Genomic DNA, 24,223 nt, shown 5'->3' with positions numbered 1-24,223 from the left:
GCAAAAAGATATCAATAGAGTTTATGCCATCCGGCTACGAAAACAAACTGTCGTAGCTATCCGGCATAAACTCTACTTTTTCAAACCTGTCACCGACCTCTTATATCTTTATAAAAATTTGCTTTTTGTACAGCACCCATACAATTAGATAATTGAATCCGATAAACAGAAGGCCGTAAATCAGAGAGGCCAGATGAGCATCGGGAAGAACGCTCCAAATGGAAGTGTAAATCTTCTCCTGCAAGCTACTCTCCCCAACCGTAATTACCTCCAACAAAGTAGCTAACACACCGGCCACTATATAAATAAACAATGGATTCGTACCAAAAACATGGAAAGGATATCCCCATTTCTGCTTTTTACGAATATCAATCAGCCAAGTGAGAAACACAAGAAACAAAGAGGCAAAGCCACAAGTCACCAGAACAAAAGTCGGACTCCATACTTTCTTATTCAACGGGCAGCCGTAACTCAACAACCATCCTGCAAACAAAAGAGCAATACCCAGTATGGAGATCTGCAACAGCCGGTGATGGATTTCAGTCTTGTCCCGCAAAATATTTCCGCAGAAATAACCGATAATCACTTGCGCAATGCACGGCAAGGTACTCAACAGGCCTTCCGGATCAAAAAAGATACGCCCGCCGTTCGGCAACCACTCCCGATACAAATGGGCTTCTCCGAATAAGGTGCGGTCTGTAACGGCAATAATATTCTGTTCGGAAAGTTCAAATCCGTGTCCCAAAGCCAGCAAGATGGAATAGCCTGCCAGAATGATCCCGGAGATCCATGCCAGATTTGCCGGACGCCGGACACCCACAATCAGCAAGGAACCAAAGAAATAAGCCAATGCCAACCGCTGCAACACTCCCAGAATACGTATGTGCGAAAAAGGTTGTTCTACCCCTGCGCACACCAACGAGAACCAGGACAGAAAAAGCCCCAACAAAAACAAGATCACCGTGCGCCGTACCAGTTTGGTGATGAAACTACGGCTGAAATGATGATCGAATCGGGATAAGGCAAAGCTCATGGAAACGCCCATTATAAACATGAAGAACGGGAAAACCAAATCTGTCGGAGTCAGTCCGTTCCATTCGGCATGTCGCAAGGGTGCGTAAATGGATTCCCATGTTCCGGGGTTGTTCACCAAAATCATTCCGACAATGGTGATTCCCCGGAGTATATCTAATGAAAGTAAACGTTCTGATTTCATATTGTTCTTAGTGTACCGGGATTAAAGAAATCCCGGTTTGGTGAAATAGAATCCATTCGCATTCAACCATTTAACATGCCATTTCAGGCGATTGGTAAAGTCAATCCAATTACGGCTACTTCCCCACGCCAACTCCGAAAATGCTTGAAGAGAGGGAAACACGTGCTGACCGAACTTCCGCTCATTAGGAATCATCTCCGTCCATACACAAGCCTGGAAGCCTAATACATTTTGCTTCACGATGCCGGGAAACTGGGGTTCGAACTCGAAGTTATACAAAGAGCTTAATCCTTCGTCCGAAGGCGTTGCGCTCAAATAGAAACGGGACCATTCCATGAATATAATCGGATAACCTTTCTGGGTAATCTTTCCCGGCTGATCGGGCAGCCAGTCACGCCAATACGTATAAATCAAATCCTGCGGTTCTTTTTCAAGAAAAGCATCGTCCCATCCCATCACTTTCTTGCCTTTACCCTTCACATAGCTCGTCATGATCTTCACAAAACGGTTTTGCAGTTCATCCACTTTCTGATAACCTTCCTGCTGCATCAATCGCTGACAGACTTCACACTGTTCCCAGTTATCTTTCTCCACTTCATCTGCTCCGATATGGAAATATTCCGAAGGGAAAATCTCGACCATCTCATCAATGATGGACTGCACAAACTGATAGTTCTCCGGACGAGAGGGACAGATAGGATAAGAGAATTCTTCTCCCCATCCGGCTTCTCCCGTGCACGACAACTCGGGATAGACTTTGATAGCCGCCGAGAAATGACCTGGCATGTCAATTTCAGGGACAATATCGATACCTCTTTCCAACGCATAACTTACCAAACCTTTCATCTCTTCCTGCGTATAATGACCACCATATTGAGAACCATTTCTCACGAAACGGGGATCTATCTCATAGTTATAATCCTGTTGGGAAAGTTCTACGCATCTCTTGTCATATTCGTCGAAGTCGCGCCAGCTGCCTTCCTGCGTCAGCAACGGGTATTTTTTCACTTCAATGCGCCAGCCCTGATCGTCTGTCAGATGCAAGTGGAGCTTGTTTATCTTGTAGAACGACAAACAGTCTATCACCTTTTTCAGATAATCAACCGTAAACATGTGGCGGACTACATCGATATGAAATCCGCGCCAATCATATTTGGGAGCATCTTTTATATCGACCATCGGAAGATATTTAGCACTTCCGGAAGTGAAGAAGTTTGCTTGTTCGAGCGCCTGTCTCAATGTCTGGATTCCCCAGAGAAGTCCGGTTTCCGTTGAATAATAAATGCAGGCTCCCTCTTTGGTAACAGTGAGCCGATAAGCCTCTTTTGCCAGATCCGATTCCTGTTTCACACGGATAAAGGCACGATCGTTGGAGGCATCACTGACGGAAAGAGAAAGTTTCTCTTCCAGGGTGGATTTCAGCAGTTGAGACGTAGAAGCCGGAATGTTCTGGCTGACAGTCACATTCTGCGGAAGAGAGACAACCGATTCTTTATAATCGACTCTTTCCGGCAAAGGCATCACTGACAGGCGGGTGGGCACTCGCTCCGGATAGCCGCCGTTATCATTATCATTGCACGACAACGATGTGATCGCACCTATTCCCAACAAGAATAATATTCCGGTTCTTTTTATTTTATCATAGTTCATAACTTATCTACTTTTGTGGATTAATCTACTTTGAGAGTGCTTGTCACACTCTCTTTATTTAAATAAAACAGTTTCGCTTTCACAACGGAAGCATCACAGGCTACGGGAGCTTTCCAAAGTTCCGAATGAAGGGTCGGTTCCGTGCCATCGGTCGTATAGCGTATTTCGCCTCCCCGGATAGGAGTACTGGCGTGGAGTTGCCCTTCTTTGATGCAAAGTCCGGGATGAGGTAAACGGAAATTGATACTTCGGGACGCCCAGTGAGGCATTTCTTTCTCACTCACTTTGGAGTAGAACAGGCCCAGTTCTTTATTGTAAGCCTGACGTTCTTTCTCTCCTGCCAAAGTGCTCCAGGCGGGAAAAGCGTTCCAACCGCGTTCCACCAATCCGAGGATTTTAGGGAAGGTGTAATATTCCACCCCTTCAAAATCACGGATGGTTTCAGCAAATAATTGTGCCTGCACTCCCTGGATATGTTCCTTTCCGAAAGCGGTCAAAGTCGTTTTTCCCTTTCCTGCGATGTCCGGATCGACCGGATTGCCTGCCATATCGGTACGTGAAGAACGATAAATGCTATATGGAAGCATGGAGAAACCTTTGGACTCGTCGACATATCCCGCCCACGAGAGACCTCTTTCGTCAGGATGAGCGTCATAGGCCAAATCCAGATAGAAATTGTTCACGTTGCAGAGAATCACCGGATATCCTTTGTTGGCTATCTGGTAAGGTATTTCATCCGCTTCCCATTCAGGAACCGTATTCCAACAATACACTCCTGCTGCAAGTTGATTCAAATGCCGATCGGTTGTTTCCGGATGTCCCAACGCTACTTCCTGCCAGCCGCTAAATTGCAAATGATGTTGTTGCAGATAGTCTGCCATCTTCGTAATATAGTATTCAGACAGTTCGTGGGCACTTGTCATCCCGTGTTCATCCATAAACGCCCGGCAGACAGGAGAACCCATCCAGGCTCCTTCGGGTACTTCATCACCACCTAAATGAATCGTAGTCAAAGGTACCTCCGCTTCCTCATACATGGCTATCAACTCACGAACCACTTTTTCCATAAACCGGTATGTAGAAGGCAATGCTACATTCATGACATTATCCGTATAAGACTGCGCGGAAACATAGCGGGAAGTGTCTTGTACGTCACTTAATAAATATTCGTCGGCCTTTTCGGGGGCAGTATTCATAAATTTATGATAGCGCGCTTTCATGGACACGATTGCTGCACGGGCATGACCCGGAGACTCAATCTCCGGAATCACACGTACATGCCTTTGAGCTGCATAACGCAGTAAATCGATAAATTCTTCACGGGTGTAATATCCGTTGCCGGAGGTAGCTGCAGACGGATCATAGTTGCCATCGTAGCCCGGATATAAACATTCCAGTTCATCCGTGGTATGTCCCCGGCGTGCGCCGACCGAGGTCAATTCTTCCAGGCCGGGAATCTCCAGACGCCAGCCTTCGTCATCCGAAAAATGGAAATGCAGTACGTTCAGTTTATAAGAAGATATTACATCTACCAGCTTTTTCAGATGTTCAACAGTCGTAAAGTTCCTGGCAATATCCAGCATTTGCCCGCGATACGGCAAGTCGGGATAATCACGGATGGAGAAGGCTTCCAAGCGAAACGGCTTTTCCTGACCTTTCAACAGGGAGAGCAAGGTTTGCGTCCCATTGAAAATGCCATGTGAAGTGGAAGCTGAAATATTTATCAGCCCGTTTCCCGTATCAATCCGGTAATATTCATCGTTCACTGCTGTTCCCCGTTCCGGCAAATAATCCAGATGAACCGTTACCGGTGCTTCGGAAACGACTTCCAGACCGTGGATGGTTGCCAGCTTTTCTTTCAATAATCCTGCTTCGTTGGCAAAATCGGGATGGAAAGTCAGTTTTACTTTATTTTCTATAATAAAACCCTCTTTGCCGGTAGCCGGAAACGCTTCTTTCACTGACGGGAAAATATCAGTTTGCTGCAACTGGGCTGTAGTCTCCAACGCCAAATTCGAAGCGTATACCTTATCCGGCGCGGGATACCAGTCTTCTGTCTCCATTCCTTGCAGCGGCCGGATGGTCAGTCCGACAGGCAAGGGAGTACCTTGCTTGCCGCCTGACTGGCTCACCCAGTAAGTGCCTTCAGGAGCATGTGACAGCTTTTTCAATCCGTTGGTACAACAGAATGTCACGGTCAGCGAATCTCCCGGAGCCAATGGTTGGAAATTTTCTGCCGGATACATCCGGAAGAAGTTCGCATTCACCACTTCCACTTTGACCGAAGCAGACTCTTCCTGCAGAATCTCACGAGGTAGCTGCGAATAATAGATGATCCAATCCTTTCCTAAAGGAGCATCCGATATGTTCTTCAGGACAAATGAATTCTCATAGTAGCCGGGTTGCACTTCCACAGCTCCCATCTCCCAAGTCAATGACACGGGGGCTTTCGCCCCGTCAGTCGATTTACAACCGGAAATGACCAGCAGAAGGTACAGACTTCCCCATATTGCATATAGCATATTTCTCATAGGCTTTCCTGTTTTCTATATATCATTCTTTTAGGCATTAATCACTCAATCGTTCGATGTGCAAAGTTTCTTTGCCCACTCCTTGCGAAGCATCGAAAGTCAGGCGATAATAACCGGGAACGAAACCGTTTCCACTTGTTATTCCATTGGAAGCAGACAGTTCGATTCCATCCGTGTCGCCGGACAAAGAACCTTCTTGCAGTAGCATGCCTTTATCTTTATTCCATTGCAAATCGCTGTAAATTTCAATTTCGAAGGATTCCCATTCATGAGTGTTACTCAAATACACGGTGGTCTGGTATTTCTGTTCACCGATTGGCACAATATATCCTAACTGTGATATGTCTTCCAAATTCCAGCCTCCACTATTATATGCTTCATTCCAGACGGGTGCGCATGTAAATCCGTGTCCTACCAGCCAGAAGCAAGTGGGAGCCGTATCACCCATCCGTGCCACCCAGATATAATTATACTTAGAAGAATAATAAATCTCCCAGGTTCCTGATTTGCGCAAGAAGGTAAACTTGCCATTATCCGGATTATAGCTAAAGAAGTCGCGATTGTAAGCGTGTTCCACATCTTCAAATCCACTCATTTCGAACTCTTCACCCTGCGTAAAGCTAATCTGTGCACGGAAAAATCCCTCACTGGCTATCAACTCGGTTTCTTTAATTTTCAGGTTCTTTTGGTAGCCGACTACTCCCAATTCAAAAGTCATCACATTGAAAGTGATTTGTTCGACAAACCAATCCCGGTAATCAAAAGCAAAGCTAGGTCCCGACGCTTCAATAAGGACTGCCGTATTGCTTGCTTCGGCAGCTCCCCAAATCAGTTTTGCATCGTCCAATGATGCTGCGGTAGAGATCTTTCCGGATAGTTCCATCGGATAACCCTCTTCCGAATCGGAAACTTCCGTGAGGTACAGGTAAGGATTGTCCTCACTCCGGTTCATTTCTACCACCTCACCGTTATAGTGAAGATAAAGCACTTCGGGAATCTGTGGACGGGTTATATGGAAATCAAATGTTTGAGTGACTTCACTACCTTCCACATTAATGGCTGTCAGAATCACCTTCGCTTCCTGATTCTCTTCAAGTCCGGCTTCAAACGGGATATAAATCCCTTTTTCAACAATCGAGACATCAGTGCCTTTCGTACGGATCGACTGCGAACTGACCAAAATCTCACCTGTCATTAATTTCACTTCCAGCGTAGACAAAGGAGTCTGCGGGTCGTGAATCTTCACAGAAAAGTAAAGGGAATCGGCAGCAGGTGTCTGATCGGTAGTCGAGAATTGCAGTTCCGATATTTCGGGACACGAATATGGATACGTCACCCGGCCCTCTTCTTCGCTGCATGAAGCCAGCCAACAAACAGTCAGCCCCAGCAGCCATAAAAACAGATTATTGTGTTTCATCATTTTTTCTTTTAAAGTTTTACGTTCCTCTTTTCATTAATAGCCTTCATTTTGAGTCAGATTGGTGTTCTTATCTTTCTCTCCTTGAGGAATCGGCCACAACTGCCGGAAAGCCTGCAAACCTGCAAACAGCAATCTGCCGTCTTTGTCTTTATGTTTCTGCATCACTTCCAACAAACGATTATTACGCACCAAGTCGAACCAGCGCTGACCTTCCATATACAGTTCTAATTGGCGTTCGTTCTCTACCGCCAGGCGTCCTCTGGCCTGCCCCATATTTTCATCTAAAGAAGAAGGGGCAAAACCGGCACGTTCTCTAATGCTGTTCACAATCCGGATGGCTTCCGGGGTGCGGTCCAACTCTACCAATGCTTCGGCTTTCAACAGCAGTATGTCTGCCAACCGCATCAAAATGATATTGGAAGTCTTCTCGCGAATTTTATAAGACAACGGGTAACTGTCTGCTGGCCAATAGGTATCATAAGGCACCGATTTCCAAAGAATACTGGATGCATAACGGGTATCTTTCTCTTTGTCGAATTTAGCAACCAGATCATGAGTAGGCGTACAATAACGTCGCCAGGTTACTGATCCGTCATCTTCTTTCAGCAATACCCAGTAAGCCCAATTCGGAGCATCGGAGGTGTAATAGACTTCGAAGATGCTTTCTGAAGAAAATTTCTTGTCGGGTTGCCACAACTCGTCAAAATTGCCGACCAGCGTATAGCCTTCTGCTATTACTTTGTCGCAAGCCTCAACCACTTTGGTATAGTCGCGTGTTGATTTCTCCCCTCTCGTTGCGAGCACTTTGGCACGTAAAGCATAGGCTGCTCCCTTGGTTGCCTGGAAAATACCTTTATTCTTGCTTACCAGATAACGAATGGTATTTTCTTCATTCAGGTCGTCCAGAATCTGGTCATATATCTTATCTGCAGCAGAACGTTCCGGATACATCACCGGATACCATTTATCGAGATTTTCGGCTGTAATGGTTGGAATCAAATCCAGCACCATCGGAGCATCACCCCATAAACGGACAATATCAAAATACGCCCATGCTCGCAAGAACTTGGCTTCTGCAATGACACGATTACGTTCTTCTGCTACGGTAGAGGCAGGGTCCATCATCTTCGTATTTTCAATCACACTGGTGGCGGTACCGGCCATCGAATAATACTGCGACCAGACCAGTTCTACTTTATAATTGGTAGAGGTCAGTTTCAACAAATCAAACTCCTGTTCGGCCACACCGTCTCCGCCGATATAACAATTATCGGACTGCACATCTCCAATGGTATAATTTTCCGACTGGAATATATCTGCTTTAAAACTCTCATACGCACCCTGCAACTCGGCCTGTGCATCTGCCAGACTTCCATATTTAGACTCCTGATCTTCCGTTCCGGTACCTTCCTGCATAAAATCCGATTGCGGTTTCTCATCCAGGAAACTACTGCATGAAACGACTAATGTACAGAGTACGACATACGCTAACTTTATTATGTTTTTCATTTTCGCAGCTATTAAAATTCAACATTCAAACCAAAAATTACCGCCCTCGATTGAGGATAAGTACCATAGTCCACTCCTTGAGCAACGGAGTCTCCGCCAAAAGCATTTACTTCAGGATCGTATCCTTTGTATTTTGTCAGTGTGAAGAGATTCTGTCCGGTGACGTAAGCCTGCAATCTGGACAGATGTATCTTATTCAACCATCTCTTAGGAAAACTATAGGATAAAGTGACTGTTTTCAGGCGCAGATAAGATCCATCTTCTACAAAACGGGAGGAGTTATGATTATTCTCTGTATTACCAACGCGGGGGACATTGGTAATCATACCCGGTCGTTTCCAACGATCCAACACACGAACCGACTGGTTTCTAAAGTCTGTCATGCCTTCCATATCAATACGCGACGCGTTAAAAATCTTATTGCCCTGACTTCCCTGCAAAAATACAGACAGGTCGAAACCGGCATACGAGAATGTATTCGTCATACCGTAAATAAACTTAGGTTGGGCATTTCCCAAAGTGGTACGATCTTCCGGATCGATAAAACCGTTACCATTCAAGTCACGATAGATAATATCTCCGGTTTCCGGATCAACACCTTCTGATATGTAACCAAAGAATGTTCCCAACGGAAGCCCTTCTTTCAGGATGACGGCTTTCTCCTTGGATTCGTACATTTCAGCATAATAATAGACTTTATTCAAGCCGAGCTTCGTCAGCTTATTCCGGTTGAAAGATATATTGAAATCGGTATTCCACTGGAAGTTACCTTTAAAATTCTGGGAAGAGAGAGTGAACTCCATACCTTTATTCACCATCTCACCGTCATTTCTTGTCACACTGCTCGGCACTACATTCTCCGGCAGGCTGACTGTCAATAGCAAATCGGTGGTCTTCTTGTAGTAAGCATCTACCGAGAAGGATAAGCGGGAATCAAACATGGTCAGGTCAAGTCCCAGATTCCATTGGCTTGTTTTTTCCCAGGTCAGTTCTTTATTGGCTGCCGAACCGGGTTTAATGGCAAGCCCCGGATATAAGTTTCCCTCCGAAACGGGCAGTTTACTGACGCTCATAGAAGCCATGTAAGCGTAGTTTCCAAAACCGCCCTGGTTACCGTTCATACCCCATCCGGCACGTAGTTTCAGGTCGGTAACAATGTCCTGCAAAGGTTGCATGAACTTTTCACCTGAAATTCTCCAGCCTGCGGAAACAGAAGGGAAAGTACCCCAACGATGTCCCGGAGCAAAACGGGAAGAACCGTCTGCACGGAAGTTAACCGTCAGCAAATAACGGCTGTCGTAATTGTAGGCTACACGACCCAGAAAAGAGGCCAGCGTCCATGCGGAAGCAGAAGAACCGCAAGCATCCTTATCCAACTGGTTGGCGGCACTGATGGAATGAATATCGGGATAAGACTCTGCCAGGTCGAAACCTGCCATCCACGAACCGTTATATTGTGCACGCTGCTGAGTAGCTCCTCCCAAAATGGAAAAGTTATGTTTGTTGAATGAACAATCATAAGTCAGTAAGTTTTCAAAAAGCCATTCGAAGTTTCGTGAGAAACTCTCTTCCACACGTCCTTTTGTACCCCGTCCGTCCGAAGTTGAAATCGGGTCCAGATAGTAGTCCCAATGTTCATTGGTCAGTTCAATGCCGAAAGTCGTTTTAAACTTCAGTCCTTTGAGTATGTCAACCGTGAAGCCGAGTGAGCCATTTATATGATCTGTATTCGTGTTACTGTCTGCCGCATTGGCAGCCAGCGGATTCAAGATGCGTGCACCGTAAGCCTGTTCGTCATATTCGTTCGGATCATACGGGTTCCACTTCTGCATAAACGGAGGAGTATTCACAACGGACAAGATGGAACCGGCACGCAAAGAACTGCGGCTTTCGTTCACCCATTGTCCGCCTGTATGCGAATATGCAAAATTGAGTGCCATTTTTAACCATTTGGTCTGCTCGCTATCCAAGTTTGCACGGAAATTATACCGGTTGAAGTGTGCTTTCTCCACGATACCCTGTTCATCGGAATAACCTCCGGAAACAAAATATTGCAGTTTCTCGGTTCCATTTGCCACAGACAACTGGTAGTTTTGATTGACACCCGTACCGAAGAATAAATCAGTCCAGTCCACATAGCGCGTTTCACTTTCGGGGATGTTGGGGGCAACATCCGAAACAGCTTTCAAGTCTTTCATCAAGTCTTTATATTGCTCCGTATTCAACGCATCTATTTTTTTTCCTAATTTAGAGAAACCTACATAAGCACTCATTTTCACTTGTGGTGCACCGATCTTTCCTCTTTTAGTCGTAATCAACACTACTCCGTTTGCCGCACGTGCTCCGTAAATAGCAGCCGATGAGGCATCTTTCAGAATTTGCATACTTTCAATATCATTCGGACTGATATTCGATATATCATCTGACGGCAAACCGTCCACCACATACAGCGGTTCATTAGACGCCTGTACCGAAGTGGCTCCTCTCACCCGGATCGTCACTCCGGAACCCGGCATACCCGACGGCTGCACGACTTGAATGCCGGCCGCTTTTCCCTGAATAGCCTGTGCAGCTGTCATGATCGGACGTTCTTCAATGTCTGCCGTGGAAACGACAGATACCGCAGTAGTGATATCTTTCCGTCTCATAGAACCATATCCCACCACGACTACCTCTTCCAGTACCTGCGAATCTTCACTCAATGACACATTATATACATTCTGCTTATTGACCGTATGAGACTGGGAAACATAACCGATATAGGAGAAATTGACCTTTGCCCCCACAGGAGCTTCCAAAGAAAAACGACCGTCTATATCGGTAGCAGTTCCAATATTCTCTCCTTCCACTCTCACCGTGACACCAATCAAAGGTTCTCCCCTCCGGTCGGCAACAACACCTGTGATTGTTTTCTTATCGCCTTTCTGAGGGGCGTTCTGTTCACTCTTCAGAGTAAGCACCACTTGCTTACCCGATTCTATTTTATAACTAATAGATGATCCTTTGAAAACTTTTTCTAAAACCGTATCAATACTTTCATTGCTCACTGTCAATGAAATTTTTCGGTCCAATCCGGGAAGCTTATCTGTATAAAAGAAGCTGTAATCGGCCTTCTTTTCAATCACTCGTATCGTCTGACGTATCGTCTGATTCTTCACAGAGAAAGTGATCTGCGCACTTACCTCTTGAGACACAAACAGCAAGATACAACTAAACATAACAAGCCTGAATATGATATGTAATTGTTTTCTCATTAGTAATTAGCTTTAAATTCTTTAAAATATAAGTCTGAAAATTAGACTTTTTATTATCTTTGTAAAATCGTGAAGCAAAAAGGATTCCCTTTCCCTTATCCGTATAAGGAAAAACTCTTTTTTACTATCATGTATAAACCGTATTTGATTTCGGGGTGGAATTATGCTGCTACATAATTCTACCCTCTTTGTTTTTTATGAGGTGTCTTCCATAAATCGTCTTTTTTAGTTAATACTACTTCCTATTCTCACCGTATCTCCTTCTAACTCATAGGTTAAAGGATAAGTAAGGCTTATAATATAAAATACATTATGCAAGCTGCTATTCCGGATGGTTCCGGAAAATAGCACGTTCTTCAGTTTTTCGGAGTCAAACACGACTTTCACTCCGTACATCCGCTCCAGCGTAGTCGCGATCTCCGCTAAAGATGATGAATTAAAAATCAACATATTGTTCCGCCAAAAGTCGATTTCACGCATATCCGAGATTGCCGATTTAGTAAATGTCTGCTTGTTCTTATGGTATTCTACCTTTTCTCCGGGTTTCAACAAGGTAGCATCCGTTTTATTAGAAACCTTGACGCTTCCTTCTGCCAGCAGTGTCGTGACAGAATGATCGTCACGATAACCTTTCACATCAAAGGTAGTTCCCAACGCTTCTATCTCCAGATCATTGCAGCAGACGATAAAACGTTTTTCTTTGTTTTTCGCCACTTCGAAATAGGCTTCTCCATCCAAATAGATTTTCCGGTCGGATTTGTTGTACTCCGCATCATAAGAAAGATGAGTGGCCGAATTTAACCAGACTTTCGTTCCATCAGGCAAAGTCAGATTCGCTTTCTGTCCATAATCGACTGCCACCATGAAAGGGTCCTGTGACACCTTATTCATATGTTCTACCCCAAAGTAAGCGGCCAGTCCTAAACAAACCGGTAATAAGATGGTGGCTGCCACCTTATATATAATAGGTTGCCAGCGCCGTTTCTTCGGAGACAGTATCTTGGATTCATCCAAATTCCTCTGCAGATGGTTCCACATTTCTTCTTCCACTGTCCTATCGATTTCGACGGCTGCTTCTTTCCACATTTGCTCGCAAAGCAGATTAAACTCATCACGAATTCCCGGTTTACGAATCCATTCAATAAGTATCCTTCTTTCTTCAGAAGAGGCCTCCTTCTTGAAGAATTTTTCCAATAGTACTATGTAATCGTGTTGCTCCATAATTTTCCTGTTCTATTTATACTAGTCTTGAGAGACAGAAAAGGACTACAGAGAAATCGAAATAATTCGGATATTAACTTTTATTAAAGCTTTCACATTAGATATCGTGTAAGAAGAGAGAGACTGAAAAAGCAATTATTCCCAATTTGTCACGCAAGAAATCCAAAGAACGGTGCACCTGTGTGGCAACAGTCTTTTCCGAGATATTCAACTGGTCGGCTATCTCACGATAGTTCAACCCTGATTTCCAGTAAAGCATAAAAACTTCCCGGCGTGCTGGAGGCAATTCTTCTAAAAGTTTCAGGATATATTCTTCCAAAAACAAATAATCCAGTTCTTCGTCTATCTCTACGGATTCGTCAGATGACTCATCCGAAAGCTTGTCTACATAATTTTGAAGCAGAAGTTCGCGTCTCACATAATGATATACCATATTTTGGGATATTTTAAAAAGATAGCCGTCAAAGTTACCTTCCAGATTGATATTAAGCCGCTTCTCCCAGATATGGAGAAAAATATCTTGTGTGATATCTTTCGCCACCCCGGCATTGCTCACCATAGAAAGGACAAAATTGTAAATGCGAGCACTGTATCCACGATACAATGCTTCAAAAGCATTTTTATTTCCTTCTTTCAACAATTGGAGTTGCTGGGTGGTAATCATTATAAAATAAGGTTAAATCATATATCGATTCAAAAATAGCGAAATAACTAAAACCGACAACCAAAGCACTTGTTAAAATTTCAATAAATCAATATCATAGCATTTAAAAGGGAATAGAATACAAAAACACATCCTTGACATATCATATCATAAATTCAGCCATTTTGCTATAAAATTAATAGAAATTATTAATCAACAGCTACAATTTCGAACTTTTATTCCTACATTTGCGGTCAAATGATAACTTATTAACAAATTTCATAAATACCATGGCTAAAATAACGAAAGAAGCCGCTTTGCTCTATCATTCACAGGGCAAACCCGGTAAGATTGAGGTAGTGCCTACCAAACCTTACAGTACACAAACCGACTTATCACTCGCATATTCTCCCGGTGTAGCAGAACCTTGTCTCGAAATAGAGAAGAATCCGCAGGATGCGTATAAATATACAGCTAAAGGTAATCTGGTGGCTGTTATTTCCAACGGTACAGCCGTACTCGGACTGGGTGATATAGGTGCATTGAGCGGTAAACCTGTAATGGAAGGTAAAGGTCTGCTTTTCAAAATTTACGCGGGTATCGACGTTTTCGACATCGAAGTGGATGAAAAAGATCCGGAGAAATTCATTGCTGCAGTAAAAGCTATTGCTCCTACTTTCGGAGGTATCAACCTGGAAGACATCAAAGCTCCTGAATGTTTTGAAATCGAACGTCGCCTGAAAGAAGAACTGGATATTCCTGTCATGCACGACGACCAGCACGGTACTGCTATTATCTCCAGTGCCGGTTTGGTGAATGCCCTGCAAGTGGCCGGAAAGAAAATCGAAGATGTAAAAATCGTTGTGAACGGTGCAGGTGCATCTGCCGTATCTTGTACTAAATTGTATGTGTCACTGGGAGCACGTCTCGAAAACATCGTCATGCTGGATAGTAAAGGTGTTATCAGCAAAGCGCGCACGGATCTGAACGAACAGAAAAGATTTTTTGCAACCGACCGCACGGATATTCACACGCTGGAAGAAGCCATCAAAGGTGCAGATGTATTCCTCGGCCTGTCGAAAGGAAACGTGTTAAGCCAGGATATGGTGCGCAGCATGGCTCCGATGCCGATCGTGTTCGCATTGGCTAACCCGACACCGGAAATCTCTTACGAAGACGCCATGGCAGCACGTCCTGACGTACTGATGGCTACCGGACGTTCCGACTATCCAAACCAGATTAATAATGTAATCGGTTTCCCGTATATCTTCCGCGGCGCTTTGGATACTCACGCTAAAGCTATCAACGAAGAAATGAAGATTGCAGCCGTACACGCTATCGCTAACCTGGCAAAACAGCCGGTACCCGATGTAGTCAATGCGGCATACCACGTGAACAACCTCTCTTTCGGTGCGGAATACTTTATCCCGAAACCGGTAGATCCACGCCTCATCACTGAGGTTTCCTGTGCAGTGGCAAAAGCTGCTATGGAAAGCGGAGTGGCTCGCACTGAAATCAAAGACTGGGATGCTTATTGTGTTCATCTGCGCGAATTGATGGGTTATGAGTCCAAACTGACTCGCCAACTATATGATACAGCCCGTCGTTCACCGCAACGTGTCGTATTTGCCGAAGGTATCCATCCGAATATGCTGAAAGCTGCCGTTGAAGCGAAAGCCGAAGGTATCTGCCATCCTATCTTATTAGGAAACGACGAAGCTATCGGAAAACTGGCAGAAGAAATGGATCTTAGTCTGGAAGGTATTGAAATCGTCAATCTCCGTCACCCGGACGAATCGGAACGCCGCGAACGTTACTCACGTATTCTTGCAGAAAAACGTGCACGCGAAGGCTTTACCTATGAAGAAGCCAACGATAAGATGTTCGAACGCAACTACTTCGGTATGATGATGGTGGAAACCGGAGATGCGGATGCTTTCATCACCGGACTTTATACAAGATATAGCAATACGATCAAAGTGGCCAAAGAAGTAATCGGCATCCAACCGGGCTTCAAACACTTCGGAACAATGCATATCCTGAACTCCAAGAAAGGTACTTACTTCCTGGCAGACACACTGATTAACCGCCACCCGGATACGGAAACATTGATTGACATCGCTAAACTGTCTGATAAAACAGTTCGTTTCTTCAATCACACGCCGGTTATTTCCATGTTGTCATACTCCAACTTCGGTGCTGATACCGCAGGTAGCCCTGTAAAAGTGCACGAAGCTGTTGCCCATATGCAGGAAGAATATCCGGAACTGGCTATCGACGGTGAAATGCAGGTTAACTTTGCCATGAACCGCGAATTGCGTGATACCAAATATCCGTTTACCCGCCTGAAAGGCAAAGATGTAAATACATTGATTTTCCCGAATTTGAGTTCAGCAAACGCCGGTTACAAGCTATTGCAAGCAATGGATCCGGATACGGAATTCATCGGCCCTATCCAGATGGGATTGAACAAACCTATTCATTTCACCGATTTCGAAAGCTCCGTCCGCGACATTGTCAATATCACAGCTGTAGCCGTGATCGACGCCATCGTTGACAAAAAGAAAAGAGCAGGTAAATGAAACGTCCGTTATCCAAATCACAAATAGTTTGCATCAGCCTGCTTTGGTTGGCGCTTTGCTATCTAGTTCTGACAAAAGCCGAACGAATTGACGGAATGACAGTAGTAATGCTTGGCATTTCGGCAGCATTAGTATTTATTCCTGTCTATAAGTCGATCAAAAAGAACAAATAAATATCTTTTTTCCTACTTTTAATGCGATAAAATATCAAATTTGATGTTTTATCGCATTTTTCTTTATAAAATGTTTGCCAGTTCAATTTTTATCTTTACTTTTGCAACCGAAAATAAATATCCGATGTACCCATATGCAGATGTGCAAATCTGCTATATAGCACAAAAGCACATAGTCAAACGGTATATTAGCAAATTGTCAAATTAGCACTTTATTTATATCAACCAATTAAAGAAAAAAAAGATTATGAATGCAGCAAAGGTATTAGACGATCTGAAAAGAAGATTTCCCAATGAACCGGAATATCATCAAGCAGTAGAAGAAGTACTTTCTACGATTGAAGAAGAATACAACAAACATCCGGAGTTTGATAAAGTAAACTTGATCGAACGTTTGTGTATTCCTGATAGAGTATTCCAGTTCCGCGTGACTTGGATGGACGATAAAGGTAATATTCAAACCAATATGGGTTACCGTGTTCAGCATAACAACGCAATCGGCCCTTACAAAGGCGGTATCCGTTTCCACGCATCTGTGAACCTTTCTATCTTGAAATTCCTTGCCTTTGAACAAACATTCAAAAACTCGCTGACTACTCTGCCAATGGGTGGTGGTAAAGGTGGTTCCGACTTCTCTCCTCGTGGAAAGTCAAATGCCGAAGTAATGCGTTTCGTACAGGCATTCATGCTGGAACTGTGGCGTCACATCGGTCCTGAAACTGACGTTCCTGCCGGTGATATCGGTGTTGGTGGCCGCGAAGTAGGTTTCATGTTCGGTATGTATAAGAAACTGGCTCATGAATTTACCGGAACATTCACAGGTAAAGGCCGCGAATTCGGCGGTTCACTGATTCGTCCGGAAGCTACCGGTTATGGTAATATCTACTTCCTGATGGAAATGCTAAAGAGAAAAGGCACTGACTTGAAAGGTAAAGTTTGTCTGGTTTCTGGTTCTGGTAACGTTGCTCAATATACAATCGAAAAAGTAATCGAACTAGGTGGCAAAGTAGTTACTTGCTCTGACTCTGACGGTTATATCTACGACCCGGACGGTATCGACCGTGAAAAACTGGATTACATCATGGAACTGAAGAATCTGTATCGTGGCCGTATCCGTGAATATGCAGAAAAATATGGTTGTAAATATGTAGAAGGAGCTAAACCTTGGGGTGAGAAATGTGATATTGCTCTTCCTTCTGCTACTCAAAATGAATTGAACGGTGACCACGCCCGTCAGTTGGTAGCAAACGGCTGTATCGCAGTATCTGAAGGTGCCAACATGCCTTCTACTCCGGAAGCTATCAAAGTATTCCAGGATGCAAAAATCCTTTATGCTCCGGGTAAAGCTGCTAACGCCGGTGGTGTATCAGTATCAGGTCTTGAGATGACTCAAAACTCTATCAAATTAAGTTGGAGTGCTGAAGAAGTAGACGAAAAACTGAAGAGTATCATGAAGAATATCCACGAAGCTTGCGTTCAGTACGGTACAGAAGCTGACGGATACGTAAACTATGTGAAGGGTGCTAACGTAGCCGGATTCATGAAGGTTGCTAAAGCAATGATGGCACAAGGTATCGTATAATCAGCAAAAGAAATATAAGCTATAGTTTATTTAAAAACTCCCGTCTTCCGAAAGGAAGTGCGGGAGTTTTTTTATGTAGAAAAATAAATAACAGGCAATACGTACACAATTCATAGTTATTCTCTATCTTTAGATAGAAATTATCTGTTTGACAAGCGAGCAAAAGAAGCCTATCTTTGTTATATATTATAAACTCCGGAATAAAAGAATGAAAAACTACGGTTTGTTTATACTTTACTTCCGACTAAAAAGAATCTATTTTATGGAAAAGAAAAAACTTACTGCAGCGAACGGGCGTCCCATCGCCGACAATCAGAATTCGCAAACTGCAGGTCAACGCGGACCTGTAATGTTACAAGACCCTTGGCTTATTGAAAAGCTTGCCCATTTTGATCGTGAAGTTATTCCGGAAAGACGTATGCACGCTAAAGGTTCGGGAGCTTACGGTACTTTTACCGTTACTCATGACATTACCCAATATACCCGTGCAGCAATTTTCAGTAAAGTCGGAAAGCAAACAGAATGTTTTGTCCGCTTCTCTACTGTAGCCGGAGAGCGTGGAGCTGCTGATGCAGAACGTGACATCCGAGGTTTCGCCATGAAATTTTATACGGAAGAAGGTAACTGGGATTTGGTGGGCAACAACACTCCTGTATTCTTCTTACGTGATCCGCTTAAGTTTCCGGATCTGAACCATGCCATCAAACGGGATCCGAAAACGAATATGCGTAGCCCGAACAGCAACTGGGATTTCTGGACACTTTTGCCTGAAGCTCTGCATCAAGTTACCATTACTATGAGTCCTCGCGGTATTCCTTATTCATATCGCCACATGCACGGTTTCGGCAGTCACACCTATAGTTTTATCAATGCAGAAAATCAACGTATCTGGGTTAAATTCCATCTTCGTACTTTGCAAGGCATCAAGAACCTAACAGATCAGGAAGCAGAAGCAATTGTTGCCAAAGACCGTGAATCTCATCAACGCGACCTTTTCGAGAGTATCGAGAAAGGGGATTACCCAAAATGGTTATTCCAAATTCAGTTAATGACGGAGGAAGAAGCGGACAACTACCGCATCAACCCGTTTGACCTGACTAAAGTGTGGCCTCACAAAGATTTCCCTCTACAAGATGTCGGCATCCTTGAACTGAACCGTAACCCTGAAAATTATTTTGCTGAAGTGGAACAAGCTGCCTTCAACCCGATGAATATTGTAGACGGTATTGGTCTGTCTCCCGACAAAATGTTACAAGGTCGTTTATTCTCTTATGGCGACGCACAGCGTTATCGTCTAGGAGTGAATGCAGAACAAATTCCGGTCAACAAACCTCGTTGTCCTTTCCACGCCTATCATCGTGACGGTGCTATGCGCGTAGATGGTAATTACGGTGCTACCAAAGGATATGAACCGAACAGTTACGGCGAATGGCAGGATTCTCCTGACATGAAAGAACCGCCACTCAAAGTTACCGGTGAAGTTTACAACTACAACGAACGGGAATATGACGATGATTATTATAGCCAACCGGGTGACTTATTCCGATTGATGCCGGCTGAAGAACAACAATTATTGTTCGAAAACACAGCTCGTGCCATGGGAGACTCCGAATTGTTTATCAAACAACGTCATGTGCGCAACTGTTATAAGGCTGATCCTGCATACGGAACAGGTGTTGCCAAAGCGTTGGGAATTGATTTGCAAGAGGCTTTGAAAGAATAAAAGATTCATAAAAAAGAGGCTTGTAATAGCCTCTTTTTTTATGAATCAAAACGAATAAAAAACCATATCAAAGCAGGAATCATACATTCATATCATAAAAAGGCGCTAATTTTATTAAATTACTTAACTGATGAAGTGCTGCATTTCAAAAAAGAAACTTAACTTTGCAACCAAGTTTTATAAAAGAAACTGAATTAGTAAACTAAAAAGGAAAATCAAATGAAAATCAAGACTTTAATAGCCTATTTCATCTTTACATGTGCAATATCTTCCTGCATACAGGACGAAGCATTAAATTCAGAAGCAGCCATTGATGTTTGTTCAGGCGATGATGTACAATTGGCAAATATCGATGCAGATTCTAAAGTAATCAATGTATATGTAAACAAAGGAGCCGACCTTTCCAAACAGAAATTAAAATTTACACTTCCACAAGGAGCTACAATTAAAGTAAATACTCCAATAGCAGGAGATACTGAATCTACCTATGATTTCAGCGAAGAACCGCACTCCCGTAAATTCACCGTTACATCAGAAGACGGTCAATGGCAGCCTGTTTATACCGTAAATGTGATCTTAGCGGAATTACCTACCCTTTTCAGTTTTGAAGAATTACTGACAACCTCCAGTGAATACGATACATTTTACGAATTTACACCAGCAACCTCGCAAGAAATATCTAAAGTACTACAATGGTCAAGTGGTAATCCTGGTTTTAAATTAACAGGTATGGCTAATTCTAGAATAGATTACCCAACAGTACAAGTTACAAATGGTTTTAAAGGTAAGGCTGTAAAGCTAGAAACTCGTAACACTGGAGATTTTGGTGCAATGGTAAAAATGTATATTGCTGCTGGGAATTTATTTATCGGAACATTCGAAGTAGAAAATGCACTGACAAATCCTAGAAAAGCAACGAACTTTGGTTTTCAATTTTATAAACATCCCATAGCACTCAAAGGACATTATAAATTTAAAGCTGGGGAAGTGTATTCTGTAGAAGGACAGCCACAAACCGGAAAAAGGGATAAATGTGATATTTATGCTGTTATGTATGAGGCAGAGAATAATTCTATCATGCTCAATGGTGATGACGTATTCAACTCTGATAAATTAGTATTATTAGCATGAATAAAACCAGAAGATATCATTGAATCAGAAGATGAATGGAATGAGTTTACTATATATTTCGAATCAGTAAAAGGACGAGAAATTGACGATACGAAACTACAAAACGGTAAATATAAATTAGGTATTGTACTATCATCCAGCGTAGATGGCGCCTATTTCAGAGGGGCTGTTGGTAGCACTCTATACGTTGATGAGCTAGAACTTATTTGTAAAGAATAAAAAAACTAACACAATGAAAAAATATCAATCAATCAATATCATAGTTGTGCTGCTATTTGTAAGCATATTCACAGCTCAAGCACAGGAAGAAAGAAACCAAGGTATCATCTGGTCTTATTTACATGGGTGGGAATATGGAATAAAAGCTGGTTTCAATATTGGTGGAACTTCACCATTACCTCTACCAAAAGAAATCCGTAAAATTGATAGTTATGCACCAGGAGTCGCAATTTCAATTGAAGGTAATGCGACGAAGTGGTTCGATCCCAAATGGGGGATGACTGTAGGAGTGCGACTTGAAAATAAGAATATGACCACCGAAGCTACCGTAAAAAATTACGGTATGAAAATTATCAACACCAATGGTGGAGAATTACAAGGATTATGGACAGGAGGAGTAAAGACCAAAGTTAAAAATTCATATCTGACAATTCCGGTGGTTGCTAACTATAAGATAAGCAAGCGTTGGAAATTGTCTGCAGGTCCATACATATCATACCTCATCGAAGGGGGATTCTCCGGACATGTATACGACGGCCATTTACGTACCCCAGACCAAACTGGTTCACGAGTTGTTTTCTCTGGGGAAAGCATAGCTACCTATGATTTCTCCGAAAATCTCCGAAAATTTCAATGGGGACTACAACTAGGTGGCGAATGGAGAGCATTTAAACATCTAAATGTATACGCTGACTTAACGTGGGGGCTGAATGATATTTTCAAAAAAGATTTTGATACAATCTCATTTGCCATGTATCCTATTTATTTGAACGTGGGATTTGGATATGCATTTTAGCATATTGTTTTATACTAAACGATCCAAAATATTGTGTCAATAGAAAACTACGGGGAATTCTTCTCGTAGTTTTTTATTTATGTATGGGCTAAATCAATAAATACAGGGTAGTATCGTAAGCGTCTCCGCGTTTCTATACCACCCAAAAGCGGGTATCTCACATCACAATAAGGTTCAAACAGGCGTAAGATGGCTTGTTTTTGTTGCAATGAATCTATATAAATCCGGCTTGTATGGCTTAATAATCCCGCTTTGATAGCGATAAGTTTATAGCCCACATCTATGTGACGAACAGCCTGCATACGTGGGCTGTTCGGTTTACAGCTGCGGGCTGTACAGCCTACAATGTAGGCTATAAAAAGATTACCGTTTCCAATGGATTATTTAGCTGCCAAATACAGGTTATCATCCTATAAAGTAGATATTCTTGTGGCTTCATATGGGTGTTTTTCCATGATACTACACTAAAGTGGATGCAGTAGGGGTATGATAGATACCCGTTTTTTGCGACAAAAGTATGATAGATACCTGTTTGAAAAATCATCTATCACACTTATCTTATTGACAATTAGCTTAATATAAAAATAAATGATAGTATGATAGATCTTTTTTTTCACTATGTAATATTTGCTGAGTTCAAATTCATTGAAACTTTATATTCAGATGTTATTCTATAGTGAACAAATCCTTTTCTGTATCGTATATTGAATGACATTTTGGGTATGATTGCCATAACTACAAACAATAATTCTCCCTCACTACAAAAAAATTCCCCACTGTCCAAAACAGTAAGGGAAATCTATGGTATTTATTTGATATATATACAGGATTTTACAGAAAAACGAGGATATCCTCATAGACATCCTCGTTTATACAATAAACACACATTAAATGTATGCCAACTTATATTATAACAATCTTATTCACATATTACTTCAAATTCATCCACAATCAAAGTACTACCACCAGCACCTTTAAATAAATCACCATCTTTACTTGAAGAGCAAACTATAGCAAATTTATATTTTGCATTTCGATCATACTCTTGTAAATATTCAAATTCAATGTTAAAAGGAGTATATTCTTTAATATCTTCAACGATAATATTAGCAACAGCAACTCTTAATTCCGAAGTGTTCACATCGTGACCTGTCAATACAATCTCTTTACCATCCTCACCTGTTTGCACTTTATATAATACGGCTTGAATCTGTCCTTTATCTTTAATATCAACCGGTTTTACATCCTCATAATTAGAAGCATCAAGATAATTAGAACCTGATTCATATTTATAAACACCCTTAAAACGAAGCGGTTTTCCACCTAAACCAACTGTTTCTGCATCAAGACCAAATTTGGTACAACTCAACCTATCTGTAAAAGCAGAACTCATATCAAATTTACCAATAAAAATAGAACCGGCAGTAATCTTCGGGATTAAAGCATTTGGCTTATTTGGATATTCAAAAGTTATCAATTTAGCCGCATACGTACCATCCTCTTTAGCTTCCTTTTTTAACAAAGTACCACCTAAAATACCTGCTCCAGCAGCACTTCCTGCCCACAAATCTGTGGGTAAAAGTTCATCATTGTTACTACCTTCCTTCCATTCTTCAAAAGAATATTTCAATACCTTGCGAGTGCCTTCCACAAAAGCTGTATAAACTTTCACAGTGCCATCTTCCGCCGTCACAGTATAAGTCACTTTCTTATTATTCGAGAAGTCCTGTGCTACGCCGGAAGCCGGAGTAATAGTTGCTCCTTCAGATATTTCAATAATAGGAGTAAACTTTAAAGATTCTACTTCCTCATTAACAGCAAAAACAATCGTACCAGCTTCTTCATTTATAACAGGTTGTTCTACTACTGCCTCATCGTCAATAATAAAATTTGTTATTTTAGCCTCCGAACTTTCACTACCTGTCAATTTACGACCAACAAAAGTAGCCTTTACATTTTGATTTAAAGGAGCACCAACCTTTACACCTATTTCAATATTAATATTGTTACCTTTCACAGTACCAGAAATACTAACAGGGCAATTACCAAGTGGCTGTACCAAATCTAGATTCTGTTGACCTTCAAAAGCATAACCACCATCTATAGCTTTCACAGTGCAAGGATCAACTTCAATGTCACCAACATTTACCAAAAAAGTAAAATTCTTCAATGATAATGCAATTTGGTTAGTTCCCTTATTAGATTGTGAAATTGTGATTTTTTGATTTTCGGTAGTTCCCATTTGATTACCATCCACATTTACAGACAGATTACCAACATAGCCTCCAGCTAAATCTGTATCTATCGGGTATTTCACCTCATCATCGTCATCACTACAAGACGTAAACAATGTCGCAGTACACAATACTGCAAACAAGTAATAAAATAATTTTTTTTTCATTTCTAAATTCTCTTTTTAATTAATACTAGCAAACGCGCGATATACCATCGCACCAATGCCCAAATTTCACGTTGCAAAATAACAATCTAATTTAGTATAACACAAGGTCTATTTTTCTTGTTTCTGTTCCATTTTGAAGAAAAACACCATATTTCTTTTATAAAACATCATT

Annotated in this window: 14 protein-coding genes and 1 pseudogene; 6 read left to right on the top strand and 9 right to left on the bottom strand. The window is 42.3% G+C overall.

Annotation, left to right across the window (positions count from 1 at the left end; translation table 11 throughout):
• Positions 1 to 100: 100 nt before the first annotated feature.
• The 8 genes from AAHJ11_RS16545 to AAHJ11_RS16510 form a co-directional block, all read right to left on the bottom strand.
• A complete protein-coding gene (locus tag AAHJ11_RS16545) occupies positions 101 to 1,216 on the bottom strand; it encodes an acyltransferase family protein (protein ID WP_320975176.1) in 1,116 nt (371 codons plus the stop codon).
• Between the two features lie 21 nt (positions 1,217 to 1,237).
• Entirely contained in the window at positions 1,238 to 2,866 is a 1,629-nt protein-coding gene (locus AAHJ11_RS16540; protein WP_074707859.1) for a beta-N-acetylhexosaminidase, read from the bottom strand.
• A gap of 20 nt (positions 2,867 to 2,886) precedes the next feature.
• Complete coding sequence (locus tag AAHJ11_RS16535) at positions 2,887 to 5,397, bottom strand: family 20 glycosylhydrolase (protein ID WP_413579859.1); 2,511 nt, start codon at positions 5,395 to 5,397, stop codon at positions 2,887 to 2,889.
• A 37-nt stretch (positions 5,398 to 5,434) separates the two neighbouring features.
• The gene (locus AAHJ11_RS16530) at positions 5,435 to 6,817 is read right to left on the bottom strand and encodes a DUF5016 domain-containing protein (protein WP_413579858.1); all 1,383 of its coding nucleotides are present in this window, start codon (positions 6,815 to 6,817) and stop codon (positions 5,435 to 5,437) included.
• Positions 6,818 to 6,850: 33 nt separating this feature from the next.
• Positions 6,851 to 8,326 carry a RagB/SusD family nutrient uptake outer membrane protein gene (locus AAHJ11_RS16525; RefSeq protein ID WP_074707851.1) on the bottom strand — a complete coding sequence of 492 codons (1,476 nt, stop codon included), beginning with the start codon at positions 8,324 to 8,326 and terminating at the stop codon, positions 6,851 to 6,853.
• 11 nt (positions 8,327 to 8,337) lie between these two features.
• Positions 8,338 to 11,580 (bottom strand): TonB-dependent receptor, encoded by a 3,243-nt coding sequence (locus AAHJ11_RS16520; protein WP_217721666.1) that lies wholly within the window; start codon positions 11,578 to 11,580, stop codon positions 8,338 to 8,340.
• Positions 11,581 to 11,805: 225 nt separating this feature from the next.
• A complete protein-coding gene (locus AAHJ11_RS16515; RefSeq protein WP_074707846.1) occupies positions 11,806 to 12,801 on the bottom strand; it encodes a FecR family protein in 996 nt (331 codons plus the stop codon).
• A 97-nt stretch (positions 12,802 to 12,898) separates the two neighbouring features.
• Complete coding sequence (locus AAHJ11_RS16510) at positions 12,899 to 13,465, bottom strand: RNA polymerase sigma factor (RefSeq protein ID WP_074707844.1); 567 nt, start codon at positions 13,463 to 13,465, stop codon at positions 12,899 to 12,901.
• Between the two features lie 269 nt (positions 13,466 to 13,734).
• Between AAHJ11_RS16510 and AAHJ11_RS16505 the strand changes: the two genes are divergently transcribed.
• From AAHJ11_RS16505 to AAHJ11_RS16480, 6 genes and pseudogenes are all read left to right on the top strand, one after another.
• Entirely contained in the window at positions 13,735 to 16,026 is a 2,292-nt protein-coding gene (locus AAHJ11_RS16505) for an NADP-dependent malic enzyme (protein WP_074707841.1), read from the top strand.
• Complete coding sequence (locus AAHJ11_RS16500; protein WP_004297674.1) at positions 16,023 to 16,199, top strand: hypothetical protein; 177 nt, start codon at positions 16,023 to 16,025, stop codon at positions 16,197 to 16,199. Before AAHJ11_RS16505 ends, AAHJ11_RS16500 begins: the two co-directional genes overlap by 4 nt.
• Positions 16,200 to 16,446: 247 nt before the next feature.
• Positions 16,447 to 17,781, top strand: a complete 1,335-nt coding sequence (locus AAHJ11_RS16495; protein WP_074707838.1) for an NADP-specific glutamate dehydrogenase — start codon at positions 16,447 to 16,449, stop codon at positions 17,779 to 17,781.
• Positions 17,782 to 18,043: 262 nt separating this feature from the next.
• Positions 18,044 to 19,504 carry a catalase gene (locus tag AAHJ11_RS16490; RefSeq protein WP_074707835.1) on the top strand — a complete coding sequence of 487 codons (1,461 nt, stop codon included), beginning with the start codon at positions 18,044 to 18,046 and terminating at the stop codon, positions 19,502 to 19,504.
• A 219-nt stretch (positions 19,505 to 19,723) separates the two neighbouring features.
• Positions 19,724 to 20,854, top strand: a pseudogene (locus AAHJ11_RS16485) (PCMD domain-containing protein).
• 13 nt (positions 20,855 to 20,867) lie between these two features.
• Positions 20,868 to 21,650 (top strand): porin family protein, encoded by a 783-nt coding sequence (locus AAHJ11_RS16480; RefSeq protein WP_074707830.1) that lies wholly within the window; start codon positions 20,868 to 20,870, stop codon positions 21,648 to 21,650.
• A gap of 919 nt (positions 21,651 to 22,569) precedes the next feature.
• Here AAHJ11_RS16480 and AAHJ11_RS16475 read toward each other — a convergent pair.
• Positions 22,570 to 24,051, bottom strand: a complete 1,482-nt coding sequence (locus tag AAHJ11_RS16475) for a PCMD domain-containing protein (RefSeq protein ID WP_320975172.1) — start codon at positions 24,049 to 24,051, stop codon at positions 22,570 to 22,572.
• Positions 24,052 to 24,223: the final 172 nt, after the last annotated feature.

The sequence above is a fragment of the Bacteroides sp. 90-K9/2 genome (assembly GCF_047310725.1).
In the GTDB taxonomy this organism is placed as follows: domain Bacteria; phylum Bacteroidota; class Bacteroidia; order Bacteroidales; family Bacteroidaceae; genus Bacteroides; species Bacteroides vicugnae.
This window is presented reverse-complemented; position numbering and strand designations above follow the sequence as displayed.

Excerpts from the sequence above, each read along its gene's own strand:
- AAHJ11_RS16495 (WP_074707838.1), top strand. The coding sequence starts at position 16,447 with ATGAATGCAGCAAAGGTATTAGACGATCTGAAAAGAAGATTTCCCAAT.
- AAHJ11_RS16530 (WP_413579858.1), bottom strand. The coding sequence starts at position 6,817 with ATGATGAAACACAATAATCTGTTTTTATGGCTGCTGGGGCTGACTGTT.
- AAHJ11_RS16545 (WP_320975176.1), bottom strand. The coding sequence starts at position 1,216 with ATGAAATCAGAACGTTTACTTTCATTAGATATACTCCGGGGAATCACC.
- AAHJ11_RS16480 (WP_074707830.1), top strand. The coding sequence starts at position 20,868 with ATGAAAAAATATCAATCAATCAATATCATAGTTGTGCTGCTATTTGTA.
- AAHJ11_RS16520 (WP_217721666.1), bottom strand. The coding sequence starts at position 11,580 with ATGAGAAAACAATTACATATCATATTCAGGCTTGTTATGTTTAGTTGT.
- AAHJ11_RS16505 (WP_074707841.1), top strand. The coding sequence starts at position 13,735 with ATGGCTAAAATAACGAAAGAAGCCGCTTTGCTCTATCATTCACAGGGC.
- AAHJ11_RS16515 (WP_074707846.1), bottom strand. The coding sequence starts at position 12,801 with ATGGAGCAACACGATTACATAGTACTATTGGAAAAATTCTTCAAGAAG.
- AAHJ11_RS16535 (WP_413579859.1), bottom strand. The coding sequence starts at position 5,397 with ATGAGAAATATGCTATATGCAATATGGGGAAGTCTGTACCTTCTGCTG.
- AAHJ11_RS16510 (WP_074707844.1), bottom strand. The coding sequence starts at position 13,465 with ATGATTACCACCCAGCAACTCCAATTGTTGAAAGAAGGAAATAAAAAT.
- AAHJ11_RS16540 (WP_074707859.1), bottom strand. The coding sequence starts at position 2,866 with ATGAACTATGATAAAATAAAAAGAACCGGAATATTATTCTTGTTGGGA.
- AAHJ11_RS16475 (WP_320975172.1), bottom strand. The coding sequence starts at position 24,051 with ATGAAAAAAAAATTATTTTATTACTTGTTTGCAGTATTGTGTACTGCG.
- AAHJ11_RS16490 (WP_074707835.1), top strand. The coding sequence starts at position 18,044 with ATGGAAAAGAAAAAACTTACTGCAGCGAACGGGCGTCCCATCGCCGAC.
- AAHJ11_RS16500 (WP_004297674.1), top strand. The coding sequence starts at position 16,023 with ATGAAACGTCCGTTATCCAAATCACAAATAGTTTGCATCAGCCTGCTT.
- AAHJ11_RS16525 (WP_074707851.1), bottom strand. The coding sequence starts at position 8,326 with ATGAAAAACATAATAAAGTTAGCGTATGTCGTACTCTGTACATTAGTC.